Source organism: Pseudomonas sp. D3 (assembly GCF_029320995.1).
In the GTDB taxonomy this organism is placed as follows: Bacteria; Pseudomonadota; Gammaproteobacteria; order Pseudomonadales; family Pseudomonadaceae; genus Aquipseudomonas; species Aquipseudomonas paraveronii.
Window position 1 is genome coordinate 2615819 of record NZ_CP119772.1, and the last position, 17920, is coordinate 2633738.

Here is a 17920-nt window from a genome sequence, read left to right on the forward strand (position 1 = left end):
GCCACCGGTTCCGTGCATGCTCACGGTTTGCCTTTCATCGAATCGAAGGTTTTGAGCAGATCACCCATTGCCGCCGTGCATTCGTTTTGCTTCGCAGGATTGCTTCGCAGCGCATCGAGTGCATGGTCTATTGCTTTGTCGAGTACATGCCAGTCGCTGGCCGCACGCGGTTTGATGCCTGCTTCGGCGGAGTCCCAGGCGGTTTCCAGATCCTTGATGCGGGCCTTGGCACCGGGCAGGTCGTTCTTCTCGACGAGCGCGGCAACGTCGACGGCGATTGCCCGGAACTCGCTCAGGTCACCCAGTTTTGAGCCTGCCTGAGCAGGCACGCTGACAGACGTGGTGGGTGCGCCGGTGCCGGGTTTGTCGGCGGGTTTCGAGCAGCCGGCCATGCTGCCGAGCAGCACCAGAGACGAGATGATCGCTACGTGGCGAAGAGCTGTTTGGAACGAGCGCATGTTGATTCCTTTGAGAGATGTCTGAACGGTTATTGAGTGACGGTTTTACGATTGCCGAGGCTGATTTGCGCGACGGCCACCAACAGCACGATGACCGTCAGGAAGATGGCGCTGGTCCAGGCCGCGCCCATACCCAAACCACCATAGGTCTTGGCTTGGGTCAGCAAGTCACCGAGGGAAGCTCCGAACGGGCGGGTCAGGATGTAGGCGATCCAGAACGTCAGCACTGCATTGGCCCTTAGGCGCCAGGCCAGCAGCGTCGCGCCAATCAGTGCGCCGAAAATCACGCTGCCGACGGTGAAACCCAACCCCAGCGCTTCAGTGGCCAGGTCCCCGGCGGCGGTGCCTAGGGCAAAGGTGCAGAGTACGGTGGTCCAGTAAAAAAACTCGCGCCGTGGGGTGTCGATGTCGCGGATCGACAGGCTGTGCTCCACGCGGTACCAGAGCAGGAAATTGATCGCCAACAGGACCGAGAAGACCGCCGTGCTGACGTACAGACTGATGTCGAGCATGTCGGTCATGATGTCAGTGATCTGCGTGCCAACGACGCTCACCAGCACCACGGTCAACCAGTAGATCCAAGGCGAATAAGCTGTTTTACGCATCTGAAAAAATACTGCGCCCGCCAGTAACAGCGCCATGCCAATGCTGGTCCAGCCCGCGCCGAAACCTGCATCTACTGCCAGGAAGTCAGCGCCGGTTTCACCCACGGTCGTCGACAGAATCTTGATGACCCAGAAAGACAGTGTCACTTCGGGCACTTTATTGAGCCATCCGGCTTTTATGTGATTCATGTGCGAGTAGCCTCTGCTGATCTGCGCTGAACTTGCGTAGAGGGGAAGATACGCAGAGACACTTAGCTGAGACTGAGGGGCTGTGGTTGAAGTCGGGACACAAAGCACTACATGAGTATGAAAGCCGTAATAAAAAGCGCCGACATCGCTGTCAGCGCTTAGACGTTGCAATGGCTTGCGATGTGTTTTTGCAGCGCAAGGTGTCGGTGTTCGAAAGCCTCCGCCTGCTAGACCTCCTGTACCTATCCACAAAACTATGTGCCATTAGGGTACAGGTCGCATTGAAGGGGCTTTTGCTTATTTGGGCGGTGTCCAGGTGACGTCGCTGATGCCGTACTTCTCGGCCCAGGGCCGGGTGGTTTTTTTCACTTGTTCATGGCCGACCCGACCAATGCGGCTGACGTGCGCAATATCGGCATCAACCGCTGCCCAGTGCCAGGCCTCGGCGTTATTCATCACTTCGGCACGCACTACGAAGGACTTCGGTTGACCGTGCAGTTGGTAGGTAATGGTGTAGATTTTTGCGGTAATCATGTTGCCTCCCTGTCTTGTTATAGATGGATAGGAAAGCGTTCAAAAAGGTTCATTCAAAATGACAAATTACTGCGCCGGGCGTCATAGTGAGGCCTTCGCCACGCGCCCAAGGATCGCGTTATGTCCCGCCTGACCCATAGCCAGCTGTACCTGCAACGCCTGGGCTACGATGCACCGCCGCCGCCGACCCTGCAAACCTTGCAAGACCTGCAATTGCGGCATGTGTGTACGTTCGCCTTTGAAAGCCTGTCGACCCTGCTGCACTTGCCAGTGCCGATCGACCTGCCCAGTGTCGAGCAAAAAGTGTTGCTCGATGGCCGTGGTGGGTATTGCTATGAACTGAATCAACTGTTCCTGGAACTGCTGCAAGAACTGGGCTTCGACGCACGCGGTATCACCGGACGGGTTGTGATGGGCGGGCCGCCGGACGCACACACCGCGCGCACCCATCGCCTGAGTCTGGTGACGGTGGACGGTGTGCGCTATATCTGCGACGTCGGCTTTGGCGGCATGGTGGCGAGCAGCCCGTTACGCCTGGACAGCGAAGCGATCCAGGCGACTGCCCACGAACCCTATCGCCTGACCTGCAAGCAAGGCAGCTACACCTTGTGGGCCCAGGTCGGCGGGGAGTGGCGTGGCTTATATGTGTTCGACCTGCTGGTGCAGGCAGACATCGACTATGAAATCGGTAACTGGTATGTCTCCACGCATGCGGGTTCGCCGTTTCTCGGTCAGTTGAAAGTGGCGCTGTTAGCGCCGGGTAAGCGTCATACCTTGAACAACGGCCACTACGCGGTGCACTCCCTGGAAGGTCCGAGCGAAAAACGTGCGATAGCGAGTGCCGATGAACTGCTTGATTTGCTGCGCGGCACCTTTGGCCTTCGCCTGCCGGTGCATCAGCGACTTCGCGAAACGCTCGATGGTTTAGTATTGGCCGATCTTTAGAATCTTTGAGATAGCGTGTTCTCTGCCCCATAAATGCAAAAACGGCACCCAAAGGTGCCGTTTTTGTTTACCACATACCGCTAAGCGATCAAACGCCCAGTACCGCGTGCTGCACCAGCGTGAGCAACGGTTGTGGGTACACGCCGAGGAAGAAGGCGAGCAGGGCGATAGCCAGCAGCATCACGCCGCCGGCTTTCTGTTCCCAGTGCAGCTCAGCATCCACACGGCGCAGGTTTGGCTCGATCAGGAACAGGGTGACCATCACGCGCAGGTAGTAGAACACGCCGATGGCGCTACCCAAGATGAGTGAGGCAACCAGCCACCATTGATGCGCTTCAACCCCGGTCGCGATGATGTAGAACTTGCCGATAAAGCCCGCAGTGAGCGGGATACCAGCCAGGGACAGCATCATCAGGGTCAACACGGCGGTCAGGTACGGACGGCGCCAGAACAGGCCGCGATACTCGTACAGGGCGTCGGCGTCACGGCCTTTGTAAGGCGAGGACATCAGGGTGATGACCCCGAAGGCGCCGAGGCTGGTGATCACGTAGGTGACCAGGTACACGCCGATCGCTTCCAGGGCCAGACCTTTGCTCGCCACCAGGGCGATCAGCAGGTAGCCGAAGTGGGCGATGGACGAGTAGCCCAGCAGACGCTTGAGGTTGTTCTGGGTTAGCGCCAGCAGGTTACCGAACAGGATCGATGCAACGGCGATCACGCTCAGTACGTCGCTCAACACGCCGGTATTGGCCGCCGGGGAGATCTGGAACAGACGCACCACCACCGCAAACACCGCCACTTTCGTCGCCGTGGCCAGGAACGCAGCCACCGGCGCCGGAGCGCCTTCGTACACGTCCGGCGTCCACAGGTGGAAAGGCACCAGCGACAGTTTGAAGGCCAGACCGATCAGCATCATCGCCAGGCCCAGTTGGGCGATCGGCGCAGGCATGCTAGTGGCCGCCAGGGCGTGGCCGATACCGGTGAAGCTCAGGCTGCCGGCTTCGGCGTAGAGCAGGGCCATACCAAACAACAGGAACGCGGAACCGGCGGCCGACAGCACCATGTACTTGATGCCGGCTTCCAGGGAACGCTTGTTGAAGAAGGCGTAGGCCACCAGGCCGTAGGTCGGGATCGACAGCAGTTCCAGGCCGATGAACAAGCCCGCCAGGTGCTGCGCGCTGACCAGCACGATACCGCCGGCTGCAGCCAGCAGGATCAGCAGGTACAGCTCTTCGCGGTTGCCCGGGTAGCCGGTGCCGCCCTCGCCGAGGTAGGCGTGGGCGAGGGTGACGCAGGCCAGGGTGGCGACGAGGATCAACGCGATATACAGCAGCGCGAAGTCATCGATCATCATCAGCGGGGTCACCGCCAGGGGTGCGACCTTGAGTGCCGGGATGATCGACAGCAAAGCCAGGTTCAAACCCGCGCAGGACAGCAGGAAGGTTTGCGCGTGATTGCGACGCCAGGCGATCGCCAGCATCACCACCACAATGGTGAGACTGGTGATCAGCAGCGGCGCAAGCGCGATAAAGTGTTGGATCGTGAATTCCATAGCGCTCTTACCGGGCCGAAGCGAGTTGAGAGAAGGCGGTGCCGAACCACTGCTGCACGCCATGCATCGTTGCGGCAGAAGTGTCCAGGAACGGTTGTGGGTACACGCCGATGTAGATCAGCAGGACCGCCAGACCGAGCACCATGATCAGTTCGCGAGTATCCATCCCGTGCAGGACGGTGTCGGATTTGGCCGCACCGAAGTACGCACGGTGGATCATGATCAGCGAGTAAACCGAACCGAATACCAGGCCGGAAGTGGCGATGGCGCTGATCCACGGCGTTTGTGCGAAGGTACCCATCAGGATCAGGAACTCGCCGATGAAGTTACCGGTGCCCGGCAAGCCCAGGGACGCGGCGGCAAAGAACAGGCTGATCGCCGGTAGGTAGGCGATGCGCGACCACACGCCACCCATCTCACGCATGTCACGGGTGTGCAGGCGTTCGTACAACTGGCCGCTGAGGATAAACAGCGCGGCGGCCGAAATACCGTGGGCCAACATCTGGATCACGGCGCCTTGCAATGCCAGTTGGCTGCCGGAGTAGATGCCGATCAGTACGAAACCCATGTGGGAAACGGACGAGAAGGCAATCAGGCGCTTGATGTCGGTTTGCGCGAAGGCCAGGAACGCACCGTAGAAGATCCCGATCAGACCCAGGGTCATGGCGATCGGCGCAAACTCGGCCGAGGCATTCGGGAACAACGGCAGCGCGAAACGCAGCAGGCCGTAGGCCGCCGTCTTCAACAGGATACCGGCCAGGTCCACGGAACCGGCGGTCGGCGCCTGGGCGTGAGCATCCGGCAGCCAGGAGTGGAACGGCACCACCGGCAGCTTCACCGCGAAGGCGATGAAGAAGCCCAGCATCAGGATGTACTCGGTGGTCAGGGACATCTTGGTTTTCAACAGGTCGGCGTAGTTGAAGGTAATCACGCCAGTGCTGTTGAAGTTGACCAATACCAGACCCAGGATCGCCACCAACATGATCAGGCCGGAAGCCTGGGTGAAGATGAAGAACTTGGTCGCCGCGTAGATCCGGGTTTTCTTGCCGTCCGAAGAACTATGACCCCAGAGCGCGATGAGGAAGTACATCGGCACCAGCATCATTTCCCAGAAGAAGAAGAACATGAACAGGTCGAGGGCGAGGAACACGCCGACCACGCCGCCCAGGATCCACATCAGGTTCAGGTGGAAGAAGCCCACGTGACGCTGAATCTCTTTCCAGGAGCAGAGTACCGAGAGGACACCCAGCAGGCCGGTCAGCAGGATCATCAGCAACGACAGGCCGTCGAGGGCCAGGTGTACGTTGATGCCGAAGCGCTGAATCCAGACGTGCTTGAACTCGAGCGCCCAGGTCGGATCGGCGCCAGGCGCCGGAGCAAATGAATAGTCGCCATGGGCCCACAGCCAGAGGCCGAGAGCGAGTTCCAGGGACATGGTCAGCAACGCAATCCAGCGGGGGAGGGTGGCGCCGAAGCGTTCACCCATCCAGCAGAGCAGGCCGCCGATAAAGGGGATCAGGATTAGCCAGGGCAGAATCATGACGGGCTCGTTTCCTTTCGCAAGTTCGCAAAGTTCGCAATGTACTTAGACATGGTCAGACCGCTACCACAACGATGGCGCCGATCACCAGAACGGCACCCGCCGCCATGGAAGCTGCATACCAACGCAATTGGCCAGTCTCGCTGCGGCTCAGGGCGGTGTGGCCAGCCTTGGCGGCGCGCGGGATCAAACCGATGGTCTGGTCGAGCGGGTCTTTGCGCAGTACGTGGCTGATCGCAAGGTAAGGCTTGACGAACAGTTTGTCGTAGATCCAATCGAAGCCCCAGGCGGCGAACCACCAGGCCGACAGGAAGCGACCAATGCCACTGTTGGCGACGGCGGTGACGAAACGACGCTTGCCGAGGAACAGCAGGGCTGCGAGCATGATACCGGCCACCGCGATGGCGCCTGAGGCGAGCTCCAGGCTGTGCTTGGCGTCGCCGCCGGCATGGCCGACGCTTTCCGGCAGTACACCGGCCAGTGGCGGAGTGATCAAGGCGCCGATGAAGGTCGACAGGATGATCAGCACCGACAGCGGCAGCCAATGGGAGATGCCGTGGCCTGCGTGTGCTTCGGTCTTGGCTTCACCGTGGAAGGCGATGAAGATCAGGCGGAAGGTGTACAGCGAGGTCATGAACGCACCCACCAGGCCGGCGTACAGCAGGCCTTGGTTACCGCTGGCAAAGGCTTCCCAGAGGATTTCGTCTTTCGAGTAGAAGCCGGCGGTCACCAATGGCAGGGCCGAGAGTGCGGCACCACCGACGATGAAGCTGGCGTAAGCCAGTGGCAATTTCTTCCACAGACCGCCCATCTTGAAGATGTTCTGCTCGTGGTGGCAGGCAACGATCACCGCACCTGAGGCCAGGAACAGCAGGGCCTTGAAGAAGGCGTGGGTCATCAGGTGGAAGATCGCCGCGTCCCAGGCACCGACGCCCAGGGCCAGGAACATGTAGCCGATCTGGCTCATGGTCGAGTAGGCGAGGATCCGCTTGATGTCGGTCTGTACCAGCGCGGCGAAGCCGGCCAGTACCAGGGTCGCGCCGCCGACCAGGCCCACCAGGTGCAGGATGTCCGGCGCCAGGGTGAACAGGCCGTGGGTACGGGCGATCAGGTAGACACCGGCGGTCACCATGGTGGCGGCGTGGATCAGTGCCGACACCGGGGTAGGACCGGCCATCGCATCCGCCAGCCAGGTTTGCAGCGGCAGTTGTGCGGATTTACCGACGGCGCCGCCCAGCAGCATCAGGGTCGCCAGGGTGATCCAGAAGTCACCGACCTGGAACTTCTGCGGTGCCAGCACCAGCAGTTCCTGGATGTTCAGCGTGCCCACCTGTTGGAACAGGATGAACAGGCCGATGGCCATGAACACGTCGCCGATCCGGGTGACGATAAAGGCCTTGAGTGCTGCGTTACCGTTGTTGCGGTTGCTGTAGTAGAAACCGATCAACAAGTACGAGCACAGGCCCACGCCTTCCCAGCCGAAGTACAGGAACAACAGGTTATCGCCCAGCACCAGGAACAGCATGCTGGCGATAAACAGGTTGGTGTACGCGAAGAAGCGCGAGTAACCGGCTTCACCGCGCATGTACCAGGACGCGAACAGGTGGATCAGGAAGCCTACACCCACCACCACGCCGAGCATGGTGATCGACAGGCCGTCGATGTAGAGGGCGAAGTTGGGCTTGAAGCCCTCCACCGACATCCACTGCCACAACACCAGGGTGTAGTGACCGCCTTCGGGCGGTGCGACGTTGAATTGCCAGATGACGTAGGCGGTGACAATCGCCGACAGGCCGATGGAGCCCACGCCGATCAGGGCCGAGAGGTTTTCCGACCAGCGTCCGCGAGAGAACGACAGCAGCAGGAAACCGATCAGGGGAAATACGAAAGTCAGAAAGATCATGTTCATCCGCGCATCTCACTGGCAGCGTCGATATCAAGCGTGTGGAAGCGACGATACAGTTGCAGCAGGATCGCCAGGCCGATACTGGCCTCGGCGGCTGCCAGGCTGATCACCAGGATGAACATGACTTGTCCATCCGGCTGGCCCCAACGGCTACCCGCAACAATGAACGCCAGTGCCGCAGCGTTCATCATGACTTCCAGGCTCATCAACACGAACAAAATGTTACGGCGAACCATCAGGCCGACCAGGCCAAGGCAGAACAGGATGCCGGCGACCGCCAGACCATGCTCCAAAGGGATAGCAGGCATCGTCATTGCTCCTTGGCTTCGTTACGGCCCAAGTGGAAGGCGGTGATGGCTGCGGCGAGCAGCAGCATCGAAGCCAGTTCGACCACCAGCAGGTACGGGCCGAACAGGCTAACGCCCACGGCCTTCGCGTCAACGGTGGTGTGGCCGATGGCCTGGCCGCTCTGGTGAGCGAACAGTACATACAGCAGTTCAGCCAGCAGCAGCGCGGCGAGGATCACCGGGCCGAGCCAGATGCCGGGCTTGAGCCAAACGCGTTCCTGGGCGACCGAGGCCGGCCCGAGGTTTAGCATCATCACCACAAACACGAACAGCACCATGATGGCGCCAGCGTAGGCGATCACTTCCAGTACACCGGCGAACGGTGCGCCGAGGCTGAAAAAGGTCATGGCCACGGCGATCAGCGAAATGATCAGGTAGAGCAGGGCGTGCACGGGGTTGGTGTTGGTGACCACGCGAAGCGTGGACACCACTGCAATACCCGATGCGAAATAGAAAGCGAATTCCATCTTTCTTCCTTAAGGCAGCAAGCTCTTCACGTTGATCGGTTCGGCTTCGTTTTGTGCGGCGCCTTTCGGCTTACCGGCAACGGCCATACCTGCAACACGATAGAAGTTGTAATCAGGGTTTTTACCGGGACCAGAGATCAGCAGATCTTCTTTCTCGTACACCAGGTCCTGACGTTTGAACTCGGCCATCTCGAAATCCGGTGTGAGCTGGATCGCGGTGGTCGGGCAAGCTTCCTCGCAGAGGCCGCAGAAAATGCAGCGCGAGAAGTTGATGCGAAAGAAGTCCGGGTACCAGCGACCGTCTTCGGTTTCAGCTTTCTGCAGGGAGATACAACCCACCGGGCATGCCACGGCGCACAGGTTGCAGGCTACGCAACGCTCTTCGCCATCGGGGTCGCGAGTCAGTACGATGCGGCCGCGATAGCGCGGCGGCAGGTACACCGCTTCTTCCGGGTATTGCAGGGTGTCGCGTTTGCGAAAGCCGTGACCGAACACCATCACCAGGCTTCGCAACTGGGTACCGGTACCCTTAACGATGTCGCCAATATATTTGAACATGGGTCAAATCCTCACTGAACCGCGCCCGCTGGCGTGTTCAACAACACAACGGCAGCAGTCACCAGCAAATTGATCAGGGTCAGCGGCAGGCAGAAGCGCCAGCTGAAATCCATCACCTGGTCATACCGTGGACGCGGAATGGAAGCGCGCAGCAGGATAAACAGCATGATGAAGAACGCGGTCTTCAGGAAAAACCAGAAGAACGCCAGCTGCGGCAGGATGCCGAACGGACCGTGCCAGCCGCCGAAGAACAGCGTGACCAGCAGGGCCGAGATCAAGATGATGCCGATGTACTCACCGACGAAGAACATGCCCCACTTCATGCCGGCATATTCAATGTGGTAACCGTCGGCCAGTTCCTGTTCCGCTTCCGGCTGGTCGAACGGGTGACGGTGAGTCACGGCGACGCCAGCGATGAAGAACGTACAGAAGCCAAAGAACTGCGGAATGATGAACCACAGGTTCTGCGCCTGGTACTCGACGATGTCGCGCATGTTGAACGAGCCGACCTGCACCACGATGCCCATCAGCGCGAGGCCCATGAACACTTCGTAGGACACGGTCTGGGCCGAGGCCCGCAAGCTGCCCAGCAGGGCGAACTTGTTGTTACTGGCCCAACCGGCGAACAGTACCGCGTAGACCGACAGACCGGCCATGGCGAAGAAGAACAGCAGGCCGATGTTCAGGTCCGCCACGCCCCAGGTCGGGGTGATCGGGATGACCGCGAAGGCGATCAGCAAGGCGCTCATGGCCACCACCGGTGCCAGGGTGAAGATCACCTTGTCGGCAAACGGTGGCGTCCAGTCTTCCTTGAAGAACATTTTCAGCATGTCGGCAGCGATCTGGAACATGCCGAACGGGCCAACGCGGTTCGGACCGTAACGGTCCTGCCACCAGCCGAGCAGACGACGTTCGACGAAGCTGAGCAAAGCGCCCGCCACGACCACGGCCAACAGGATCACGATGGCCTTGACGACCGCAATGATCACGTCGATGACTTCAGGGGTGAACCAGGTCATTGCGCTGCCTCCTGCAGACCGTCAACGGTTTGGCCAAAGATCGACGGTGGAATACCGGCGATGCCTTTTGGCAGTGCAACCAGGCCGGCGCCTAACTCGTCGTTGATGCGCAGCGGCAGACGCAGGGTCTGACCGGCCACGGTCAAGCTGAGCAGGGCACCGTCGTTGACGCCCAGGCGGTCGGCTTCGGACTTGGCCACGGACACGTAGGCTTCCGGGATGCGCTCTTGAACCGGTGCGGCTTTGGACGAGGTCTCGTCGCTGCCGAACAGGTGGAAGAACGGTACAACCTGCCAGGTGCCCTGGGCTGGGTTGAACGGACGCGGTACGGCGGCGAACCAGTTCAACGCGTCGCCCTGGGTTTCGATCAGGCGGGTGCCCGGGTCGCCAGCGCGGATATGACCACCGACTTCGTCCTGGAACTTGTTCCAGGCCTGCGGCGAGTTCCAGCCCGGCGACCAGGCAAATGGCACCTGCTGACGTGGCTCGACCGAACCCGAGTAACCTTCCATGGAGAAGGCGAACGCGGTGTCGTTGTCTTGCGGAGTACGCGGTTCATGCACGCTGATGTCAGCGCGCATGGCGGTACGACCGGAGTAACGCAGCGGCTCACGGGCGAGTTTCATGCCCTTGATGCGGAACGCGGCGGACGGTGCTGCGTCAACGATGCGCGCCAGTTGCGGGGCGCTCGCAGCGACGGCTGCGGTGACGTGGTCGAGCTGGGTCCAGTCGATCGGCTGATTCAGCAGGGTCGAGCGCAGGGCATGCAGCCAGCGCCAGCCTTCGTGAACCAGGATGCTGGCGTCCATGTACTTCGGATCGAACACCTGGAAGAAGCGCTGGGCGCGGCCTTCCTGGCTGACCAAAGTACCGTCGCCTTCAGCGAAGGTCGCAGCCGGCAATACCAGGTCAGCACGCTCGCTGGTGGCGGTCTTCTGGTGATCGGCAACGATCAGTACTTTGGCGGCGTTCAGCGCGGCGTCGACCTTGGCCGAATCCGTGCGGGTGTACAGGTCGTTTTCCAGCACCACAAGGGCGTCGGCTTTGCCATCGATCACGGCTTGCAGGGCGCTGTCGACGGACTCGCCACCGAGCATGGCCAGGCCGAGGCTGTTGGCTTCCGGCACGATCAGGCTGATGGAACCGTTCTTCTCGCGCAGCTTCAAGGCCTTGGCGATGTTGGCCGCCGCTTCGATCAGCGCCTTGGAACCCAACGAGGTGCCGGCAATGATCAATGGGCGCTTGGCCGCCAGCAGGGCGTCGGCGATGCGCTGGGCAAGTGCCACGGCTTCAGCGTCCAGGCCTTCAACGGCAGGCGCGCTGGCGTCGAGGGCGTGGGCCACGGCGAAACCGAGGCGGGCCAAGTCATCTGGCGCTGCGTGTACGCATTCTTCGGCGATGTCGTCGAGCTTGGTTTCGGCCAGGCTGGCGATAAACAGCGGGTTCAGCGCGTGCTGGCCGATGTTTTTCACTGCGGCGTCGAGCCAAGGCTGCACGCGCATGGCGTCGGCCATGGCTTCGGCCTTGCCTTTGACCGACTGGCGCAGCGACAAAGCCATACGCGCGGCGGTCTGGGTCAGGTCTTCACCGAGCACGAAGATCGCATCGTGGTCTTCGATGTCGCGCATGTTCGGCACCGGCAGCGGGCTGTCGTTCAGCACTTGCAGGACCAGGCGGATGCGCTCCAGTTCAGCGGCTTCGATACCGCAGTAGAAGTGTTCGGCGCCGACCAGTTCGCGCAACGCGTAGTTGCTTTCGAGGCTGGCGCGTGGCGAACCGATGCCGACGATGTTGCGACCGCGCAGCAGGTCGGCGGCTTTATCCAGGGCTTCGTCGGTGTTCAGCTTCGCGCCGCCGGCCAGCAGTGGCTGACGTGGGCGGTCTTCGCGGTTGACGTAGCCATAGCCGAAACGGCCACGGTCGCACAGGAAGTACTGGTTGACCGAACCGTTGAAGCGGTTTTCGATGCGACGCAGTTCGCCGTAGCGCTCGCCCGGGGAGATGTTGCAACCGCTGGAGCAGCCATGGCAGATGCTCGGGGCGAACTGCATGTCCCACTTACGGTTGTAGCGCTCGGAGTGAGTCTTGTCGGTGAACACGCCGGTTGGGCAAACCTCGGTGAGGTTGCCGGAGAATTCGCTTTCCAGTACGCCGTCTTCAACGCGACCGAAGTACACGTTGTCGTGGGCGCCGAATACGCCGAGGTCGGTGCCGCCGGCGTAGTCTTTATAGAAACGCACGCAGCGGTAGCAGGCGATGCAGCGGTTCATTTCGTGGGAAATGAACGGGCCCAGCTCCTGGTTCTGGTGGGTGCGCTTGGTGAAGCGATAGCGGCGCTCGTTGTGGCCGGTCATCACCGTCATGTCTTGCAGGTGGCAGTGACCGCCTTCCTCGCAGACCGGGCAGTCGTGCGGGTGGTTGGTCATCAGCCATTCGACGACACTGGCGCGGAACGCCTTGGATTCATCATCGTCGATGGAGATCCAGGTGTTGTCGGTGGCTGGGGTCATGCAGGACATGACGATACGACCACGGGTGTCGTTCTCGTCGGTGTACTGCTTGACCGCACACTGGCGACAGGCACCGACGCTACCAAGAGCGGGGTGCCAGCAGAAATAAGGGATGTCGAGGCCTAGTGACAGACACGCCTGTAACAGGTTGTCCGCCCCATCGACTTCGAGCGCTTTGCCGTCTACGTGGATAGTGGCCATGGTTCAAAGTTCTTCGTTGGCCCGTTGTCAGCGGGCGTGGCTAATGGAATCTTGTTATTCATGTGCATCAACACAGCCTTGACGGCGTCAGCACATGACGAGGCGAGGGGCACGGACCCTTCGCCGGTTTAAGCGTTACGCGCCGACTACGATCGGCCTCGCCAGAGGCGGGACGGCGGCGCTGGTGGGCGCGATGCCGGCTTCGAACTCCGAGCGGAAATATTTGATTGCGCTGCCCAATGGCTCCACGGCGCCCGGTGCGTGAGCACAGAAGGTCTTGCCTGGGCCGAGGAAGCCGACCAGCCCCAGCAGGGTTTCGATGTCACCCTCGCGGCCTTCGCCTTTTTCCAGGGCCATCAGCAGCTTGACGCTCCACGGCAGACCGTCGCGGCACGGGGTGCAGAAACCGCAGGATTCGCGGGCAAAGAACTGCTCCATGTTGCGCAGCAGCGAGACCATGTTCACAGTGTTGTCCACCGCCATCGCCAGGCCAGTCCCCATCCGGGTGCCGACCTTGCCGATGCCGCCGGCATACATTTGTGCGTCGAGGTGCTCGGGGAGCAGGAAGCCGGTGCCGGCGCCGCCTGGCTGCCAGGCCTTGAGGGTGTAGCCGTCGCGCATGCCGCCGGCGTAGTCCTCGAACAGCTCGCGCGCGGTCACGCCGAATGGCAGTTCCCACAGGCCAGGGTTCTTGACCTTGCCAGAGAACCCCATGAGCTTGGTGCCCATGTCTTCACTGCCTTCGCGGGCCAACGATTTGTACCAGTCCACGCCGTCGGCAATGATCGCCGGCACGTTGCACAGGGTTTCGACGTTGTTCACGCAAGTCGGCTTGCCCCACACGCCAACGGCGGCAGGGAAGGGCGGCTTGGAGCGCGGGTTGGCGCGGCGGCCTTCGAGGGAGTTGATCAGTGCGGTTTCTTCACCGCAGATATAACGCCCGGCGCCGGTGTGTACGAACAGTTCGAAGTCGAAACCCGAACCGAGGATGTTCTTGCCCAGCAGGCCTGCAGCCTTGGCTTCTAGCACTGCTCGATTGAGGTTCTTGGCGGCGGTGGTGTATTCGCCACGCAGGAAGATGTAGCCCCGGTAGGTTTTCAGCGCGCGTGCACTGATGAGCATGCCTTCGATCAGCAGATGGGGCAGTTGCTCCATCAGCATGCGGTCTTTCCAGGTGTTCGGCTCCATTTCATCCGCGTTGCACAGCAGGTAGCGGATGTTGATGGATTCGTCTTTGGGCATCAGGCCCCACTTCACGCCAGTGGGGAAGCCTGCACCGCCGCGGCCCTTGAGGCCGGCGTCCTTCACGGTCTGGACGATATCGTCCTGAGCCATGTCGGCAAACGCTTTGCGCGCAGCCGCGTAACCGTTCTTGGCCTGGTACTCCTCGAGCCATACAGGCTCGGCATCGTCACGCAGGCGCCAGGTCAGCGGGTGAGTCTCGGGCGACCGCTTGATGCGGTTGGCCGGGCCGAAGGAAGTCAGGGTCATGGGTAGCCCTCGAGCAATTGGGTCACGCCAGCAGGCTGCACGTCACCGAATGTGTCGTCGTCGATCATCAACGCCGGCGCCTTGTCGCAGTTGCCCAGGCAGCACACCGGCAGCAGCGTGAAGCGGCCGTCCGGGGTGGTTTGGCCGAGGCCGATGCCCAGCTTGTTCTGGATCTCGCTGACCACCGACTCGTGACCACCGATGTAGCAGACCATGCTGTCGCATACGCGAATGATGTGGCGGCCCACGGGTTGGCGGAAGATCTGGCTGTAGAACGTGGCCACGCCTTCAACATCGCTGGCGGGGATGCCGAGTATCTCGCCGATGGCGTAGAGGGCGCCGTCCGGCACCCAGCCACGTTCCTTCTGGACGATCTTCAGGGCTTCGATCGACGCCGCGCGCGGGTCTTCGTAGTGATGGAGCTCGTGCTCGATGGCCGAGCGCTCGGTTTCACTCAAGGTGAAACGGTCTGTCTGGATAAGCGTGTTATTCATGCTTAGCGGTCCACGTCGGCCATAACGAAATCGATACTACCCAGGTACGCAATCAAGTCCGCGACCATCTCGCCTTTGATCACCGAAGGGATCTGCTGCAAGTGCGGGAAGCTTGGAGTACGAATCCGGGTGCGGTAGCTCATGGTGCCGCCATCGCTCGTCAGGTAATAACTGTTGATACCCTTGGTCGCTTCGATCATCTGGAAGGATTCGTTGGCCGGCATGACCGGGCCCCACGAAACTTGCAGGAAGTGCGTGATCAGGGTTTCGATGTGCTGCAGCGTGCGCTCTTTCGGCGGCGGCGTGGTCAGCGGGTGATCCGCCTTGTACGGGCCGGCCGGCATGTTGCGCATGCACTGCTCGATGATTTTCAGGCTCTGGCGCATTTCTTCGACGCGCACGATGCAACGGTCGTAGGCATCGCCGTTGGCCGCCAGCGGGACTTCGAATTCGAAGTTCTCGTAGCCGGAGTACGGACGCGCTTTACGCAGGTCGAAATCGCAACCGGTGGAACGCAAGCCTGCACCGGTGACGCCCCATTCCAGGGCCTCTTTGGTGTTGTAGGCCGCGACGCCGATGGTGCGGCCCTTGAGGATGCTGTTGTCCAGGGCGGCTTTCTGGTACTCGTCCAGACGCTTGGGCATCCAGTCGATGAATTCCTTGACCAGGCGCTCCCAACCATTGGGCAGGTCGTGGGCGACACCGCCAATGCGGTACCAGGCCGGGTGCAGGCGGAAACCGGTGACGGCTTCGATGACCTTGTAGGCGCGCTGACGGTCGGTGAAGGTGAAGAACACCGGGGTCATGGCGCCGACGTCCTGGATATAGGTACCCAGGAACAACAGGTGGCTGGTGATCCGGAAGAACTCGGCCATCATGATGCGGATGGTATCGACGCGGTCCGGTACCTTGATGCCGGCCAGCTTCTCGACCGAGAGCACGTAAGGCAGGTTGTTCATCACGCCGCCGAGGTAGTCGATACGGTCGGTGTACGGGATGAAGCTGTGCCAGGACTGGCGCTCGGCCATCTTCTCGGCACCACGGTGGTGGTAACCGACGTCGGGCACGCAGTCGACGATTTCTTCGCCGTCCAGTTGCAGGATGATGCGGAAGGCACCGTGCGCTGAAGGGTGGTTCGGGCCCAGGTTGAGGAACATGTAGTCCTCGTTGGTGCCGGAACGCTTCATGCCCCAGTCTTCCGGACGGAAGCGTGCGGCTTCTTCTTCAAGCTGCTGCTTGGCAAGCGTCAGGCTGAACGGATCGAATTCGGTGGCGCGGGCAGGGAAGTCCTTGCGCAGCGGGTGACCTTCCCAGGTCGGCGGCATCATGATGCGCGACAGGTGCGGGTGGCCCGGGAAGTCGATGCCGAACATGTCCCACACTTCGCGCTCGTACCAGTTGGCGTTTGGCCAGATACCGGTCACGGTCGGGACGCTCAGGTCGCTCTCGGACAGGGCGACCTTGATCATCACGTCGCTGTTACGTTCCAGCGACATCAGGTGGTAGAACACGGTGAAATCGGCGCCGCTCGGCAGTCCCTGGCGTTTGGTGCGCAGGCGCTCGTCCACGCCATGCAGGTCATAGAGCATGACGTATGGCTTGGGCAGGTTGCGCAGGAAGGTCAGGACTTCGACGAGCCTGGCACGCGCCACCCACAGCACCGGCATGCCGGTACGTGTGGCCTGGGCGGTGAAGGCGTCAGGGCCAAAACGGTTATTGAGTTCGACGACCACATCCTGGTCGTCTGCCTTATAAGGCGGGATGCGTCGAGCACTGCCTGTAGTCATGGTTTTTTATCGCTTTCGGTCAACGTAAAGAATGAAGCCAGGTTTTCGTTCTATAAAAGAAGCGGCTCTGGATCAAACTTCGTCGGGGCTGCGCAGGTTGGTGACCTGAATACGCTGTTCGCGGCGCTGTTCCTTTTGTGACGGCATCTCGGCGCGGTAAACGCCTTGATCTCCGACAACCCAGGAAAGTGGGCGACGCTCCTTGCCAATCGATTCCTGCAACAGCATCAAGCCTTGCAAAAATGCTTCAGGGCGGGGCGGGCAGCCAGGCACGTAGACGTCCACGGGCAGGAACTTGTCCACCCCCTGAACAACGGAATAGATGTCGTACATGCCACCGGAGTTGGCGCACGAACCCATGGAGATAACCCACTTTGGCTCGAGCATTTGCTCGTAGAGACGCTGAATGATCGGCGCCATCTTGATAAAGCAGGTTCCGGCGATAACCATGAAATCCGCCTGACGCGGCGATGCCCGGATCACTTCGGCGCCAAAGCGCGCGATGTCGTGGGGCGCCGTGAAGGCGGTGGTCATTTCCACGTAGCAGCAGGACAGACCGAAGTTGTACGGCCACAGGGAGTTTTTACGCCCCCAGTTGACCGCACCGCTCAGCACGTCTTCCAGCTTGCCCATGTAGATGTTTTTGTGGACTTGGTCTTCTAACGGATCGGAAACGGTTTCCCGTTCGCCGATGGGGTACTGCTCGTTAGGAGCATCCGGGTCGATCCTGGTGAGATTGTATTGCATCGCCAAAGCCTCATTGTTTCAGCTTCGCTTGCCGCTTGCGACGAGCTTCCGGAGCCCAATCAAGGGCGCCCACTCGAAATAGGTAGACAAGGCCTGCCAACAGAATTGCTATGAAAACGAGGGCTTCGACGAATCCGGTCCAGCCGCTTTCGCGGACGGACACAGACCAGGCAAAGAGAAAGAGGGCTTCGATATCGAAGATCACGAACAGCATCGCGACCAGATAGAATTTGGCTGAGAGCCGCAAGCGGGCGCCACCTGTGGGCAGCATGCCGGACTCGAACGGTTCGTTTTTGCTGCGGCCCCAGGCTTTTGACCCGAGTAGGCTGGAGACGCCGAGCATGAAGGCACAGAGGCCGACAACACCGAGGAGGAAAATGGCAAAGCCCCAGTTGTGGGCCATGAGTCCTGTCGCTTCGGTCATGCTGGTAATCCTTAACAGAGAGCAAAGGTCTCTGAGCTCGAAAAAGTAACAATGCAGTGACGATATGTCGCAGCGGAATCAATCGCGGTGATTTTATGGCTAAACACCGGGCAAGTAAAATTCCTATAGCGAAATTATTCGGTGGA

Annotated in this window: 17 protein-coding genes; 1 reads left to right on the top strand and 16 read right to left on the bottom strand. The window is 60.6% G+C overall.

The window, feature by feature from the left end:
- Window positions 1–20: 20 nt before the first annotated feature.
- The 3 genes from P3S72_RS12075 to P3S72_RS12085 all read right to left on the bottom strand — a co-directional run bounded on the left by P3S72_RS12075 (window position 21) and on the right by P3S72_RS12085 (window position 1786).
- Window positions 21–458 carry a hypothetical protein gene (locus P3S72_RS12075; protein WP_276197503.1) on the bottom strand — a complete coding sequence of 146 codons (438 nt, stop codon included), beginning with the start codon at window positions 456–458 and terminating at the stop codon, window positions 21–23.
- A 29-nt stretch (window positions 459–487) separates the two neighbouring features.
- Complete coding sequence (locus tag P3S72_RS12080) at window positions 488–1252, bottom strand: hypothetical protein (protein WP_276197504.1); 765 nt, start codon at window positions 1250–1252, stop codon at window positions 488–490.
- 297 nt (window positions 1253–1549) lie between these two features.
- Window positions 1550–1786: a DUF6555 family protein gene (locus P3S72_RS12085; RefSeq protein ID WP_276197505.1), complete on the bottom strand. Its 237-nt coding sequence runs from the start codon at window positions 1784–1786 to the stop codon at window positions 1550–1552.
- Window positions 1787–1906: 120 nt separating this feature from the next.
- Between P3S72_RS12085 and P3S72_RS12090 the strand changes: the two genes are divergently transcribed.
- Entirely contained in the window at window positions 1907–2731 is an 825-nt protein-coding gene (locus tag P3S72_RS12090) for an arylamine N-acetyltransferase (RefSeq protein ID WP_276197506.1), read from the top strand.
- A gap of 88 nt (window positions 2732–2819) precedes the next feature.
- On the opposite strand, the gene nuoN is transcribed toward P3S72_RS12090, so the two are convergent.
- The 13 genes from nuoN to P3S72_RS12155 all read right to left on the bottom strand — a co-directional run bounded on the left by nuoN (window position 2820) and on the right by P3S72_RS12155 (window position 17774).
- Window positions 2820–4283: an NADH-quinone oxidoreductase subunit NuoN gene (nuoN, locus tag P3S72_RS12095; RefSeq protein WP_247396845.1), complete on the bottom strand. Its 1464-nt coding sequence runs from the start codon at window positions 4281–4283 to the stop codon at window positions 2820–2822.
- 7 nt (window positions 4284–4290) lie between these two features.
- Window positions 4291–5823 carry an NADH-quinone oxidoreductase subunit M gene (gene nuoM / locus P3S72_RS12100; RefSeq protein WP_276197507.1) on the bottom strand — a complete coding sequence of 511 codons (1533 nt, stop codon included), beginning with the start codon at window positions 5821–5823 and terminating at the stop codon, window positions 4291–4293.
- 55 nt (window positions 5824–5878) lie between these two features.
- Window positions 5879–7732: an NADH-quinone oxidoreductase subunit L gene (gene nuoL, locus P3S72_RS12105; protein WP_276197508.1), complete on the bottom strand. Its 1854-nt coding sequence runs from the start codon at window positions 7730–7732 to the stop codon at window positions 5879–5881.
- Window positions 7729–8037, bottom strand: coding sequence for an NADH-quinone oxidoreductase subunit NuoK (nuoK, locus tag P3S72_RS12110; RefSeq protein WP_026140165.1), 309 nt, complete (start codon window positions 8035–8037; stop codon window positions 7729–7731). Before nuoK ends, nuoL begins: the two co-directional genes overlap by 4 nt.
- A gap of 2 nt (window positions 8038–8039) precedes the next feature.
- Complete coding sequence (gene nuoJ, locus P3S72_RS12115; protein ID WP_247396832.1) at window positions 8040–8543, bottom strand: NADH-quinone oxidoreductase subunit J; 504 nt, start codon at window positions 8541–8543, stop codon at window positions 8040–8042.
- A 9-nt stretch (window positions 8544–8552) separates the two neighbouring features.
- Window positions 8553–9101, bottom strand: a complete 549-nt coding sequence (nuoI, locus tag P3S72_RS12120; RefSeq protein ID WP_003174725.1) for an NADH-quinone oxidoreductase subunit NuoI — start codon at window positions 9099–9101, stop codon at window positions 8553–8555.
- Window positions 9102–9112: 11 nt separating this feature from the next.
- Window positions 9113–10120 carry an NADH-quinone oxidoreductase subunit NuoH gene (nuoH, locus tag P3S72_RS12125; protein ID WP_088426354.1) on the bottom strand — a complete coding sequence of 336 codons (1008 nt, stop codon included), beginning with the start codon at window positions 10118–10120 and terminating at the stop codon, window positions 9113–9115.
- On the bottom strand, window positions 10117–12831 hold the full coding sequence (gene nuoG / locus P3S72_RS12130; RefSeq protein ID WP_276197509.1) for an NADH-quinone oxidoreductase subunit NuoG: 2715 nt from the start codon (window positions 12829–12831) through the stop codon (window positions 10117–10119). The genes nuoH and nuoG overlap by 4 nt, the downstream gene beginning before the upstream one ends.
- A 135-nt stretch (window positions 12832–12966) precedes the next feature.
- On the bottom strand, window positions 12967–14322 hold the full coding sequence (gene nuoF, locus P3S72_RS12135; protein WP_276197510.1) for an NADH-quinone oxidoreductase subunit NuoF: 1356 nt from the start codon (window positions 14320–14322) through the stop codon (window positions 12967–12969).
- Entirely contained in the window at window positions 14319–14816 is a 498-nt protein-coding gene (nuoE, locus tag P3S72_RS12140) for an NADH-quinone oxidoreductase subunit NuoE (protein ID WP_017848059.1), read from the bottom strand. The genes nuoF and nuoE overlap by 4 nt, the downstream gene beginning before the upstream one ends.
- A gap of 2 nt (window positions 14817–14818) precedes the next feature.
- Window positions 14819–16603, bottom strand: a complete 1785-nt coding sequence (gene nuoC, locus P3S72_RS12145; RefSeq protein ID WP_276197511.1) for an NADH-quinone oxidoreductase subunit C/D — start codon at window positions 16601–16603, stop codon at window positions 14819–14821.
- Window positions 16604–16675: 72 nt separating this feature from the next.
- On the bottom strand, window positions 16676–17350 hold the full coding sequence (locus P3S72_RS12150) for an NADH-quinone oxidoreductase subunit B (RefSeq protein WP_003219572.1): 675 nt from the start codon (window positions 17348–17350) through the stop codon (window positions 16676–16678).
- 10 nt (window positions 17351–17360) lie between these two features.
- A complete protein-coding gene (locus P3S72_RS12155) occupies window positions 17361–17774 on the bottom strand; it encodes an NADH-quinone oxidoreductase subunit A (protein ID WP_003219575.1) in 414 nt (137 codons plus the stop codon).
- Window positions 17775–17920: the final 146 nt, after the last annotated feature.

What these genes read in the sequence shown, in the direction of transcription:
- nuoL (WP_276197508.1), bottom strand. Translation starts at nt 7,732, where the DNA reads ATGAACATGATCTTTCTGACTTTCGTATTTCCCCTGATCGGTTTCCTG.
- nuoJ (WP_247396832.1), bottom strand. Translation starts at nt 8,543, where the DNA reads ATGGAATTCGCTTTCTATTTCGCATCGGGTATTGCAGTGGTGTCCACG.
- P3S72_RS12090 (WP_276197506.1), top strand. Translation starts at nt 1,907, where the DNA reads ATGTCCCGCCTGACCCATAGCCAGCTGTACCTGCAACGCCTGGGCTAC.
- P3S72_RS12075 (WP_276197503.1), bottom strand. Translation starts at nt 458, where the DNA reads ATGCGCTCGTTCCAAACAGCTCTTCGCCACGTAGCGATCATCTCGTCT.
- nuoF (WP_276197510.1), bottom strand. Translation starts at nt 14,322, where the DNA reads ATGACCCTGACTTCCTTCGGCCCGGCCAACCGCATCAAGCGGTCGCCC.
- nuoN (WP_247396845.1), bottom strand. Translation starts at nt 4,283, where the DNA reads ATGGAATTCACGATCCAACACTTTATCGCGCTTGCGCCGCTGCTGATC.
- nuoH (WP_088426354.1), bottom strand. Translation starts at nt 10,120, where the DNA reads ATGACCTGGTTCACCCCTGAAGTCATCGACGTGATCATTGCGGTCGTC.
- nuoI (WP_003174725.1), bottom strand. Translation starts at nt 9,101, where the DNA reads ATGTTCAAATATATTGGCGACATCGTTAAGGGTACCGGTACCCAGTTG.
- nuoG (WP_276197509.1), bottom strand. Translation starts at nt 12,831, where the DNA reads ATGGCCACTATCCACGTAGACGGCAAAGCGCTCGAAGTCGATGGGGCG.
- P3S72_RS12085 (WP_276197505.1), bottom strand. Translation starts at nt 1,786, where the DNA reads ATGATTACCGCAAAAATCTACACCATTACCTACCAACTGCACGGTCAA.
- P3S72_RS12155 (WP_003219575.1), bottom strand. Translation starts at nt 17,774, where the DNA reads ATGACCGAAGCGACAGGACTCATGGCCCACAACTGGGGCTTTGCCATT.
- nuoC (WP_276197511.1), bottom strand. Translation starts at nt 16,603, where the DNA reads ATGACTACAGGCAGTGCTCGACGCATCCCGCCTTATAAGGCAGACGAC.
- P3S72_RS12150 (WP_003219572.1), bottom strand. Translation starts at nt 17,350, where the DNA reads ATGCAATACAATCTCACCAGGATCGACCCGGATGCTCCTAACGAGCAG.
- nuoM (WP_276197507.1), bottom strand. Translation starts at nt 5,823, where the DNA reads ATGATTCTGCCCTGGCTAATCCTGATCCCCTTTATCGGCGGCCTGCTC.
- P3S72_RS12080 (WP_276197504.1), bottom strand. Translation starts at nt 1,252, where the DNA reads ATGAATCACATAAAAGCCGGATGGCTCAATAAAGTGCCCGAAGTGACA.
- nuoE (WP_017848059.1), bottom strand. Translation starts at nt 14,816, where the DNA reads ATGAATAACACGCTTATCCAGACAGACCGTTTCACCTTGAGTGAAACC.
- nuoK (WP_026140165.1), bottom strand. Translation starts at nt 8,037, where the DNA reads ATGCCTGCTATCCCTTTGGAGCATGGTCTGGCGGTCGCCGGCATCCTG.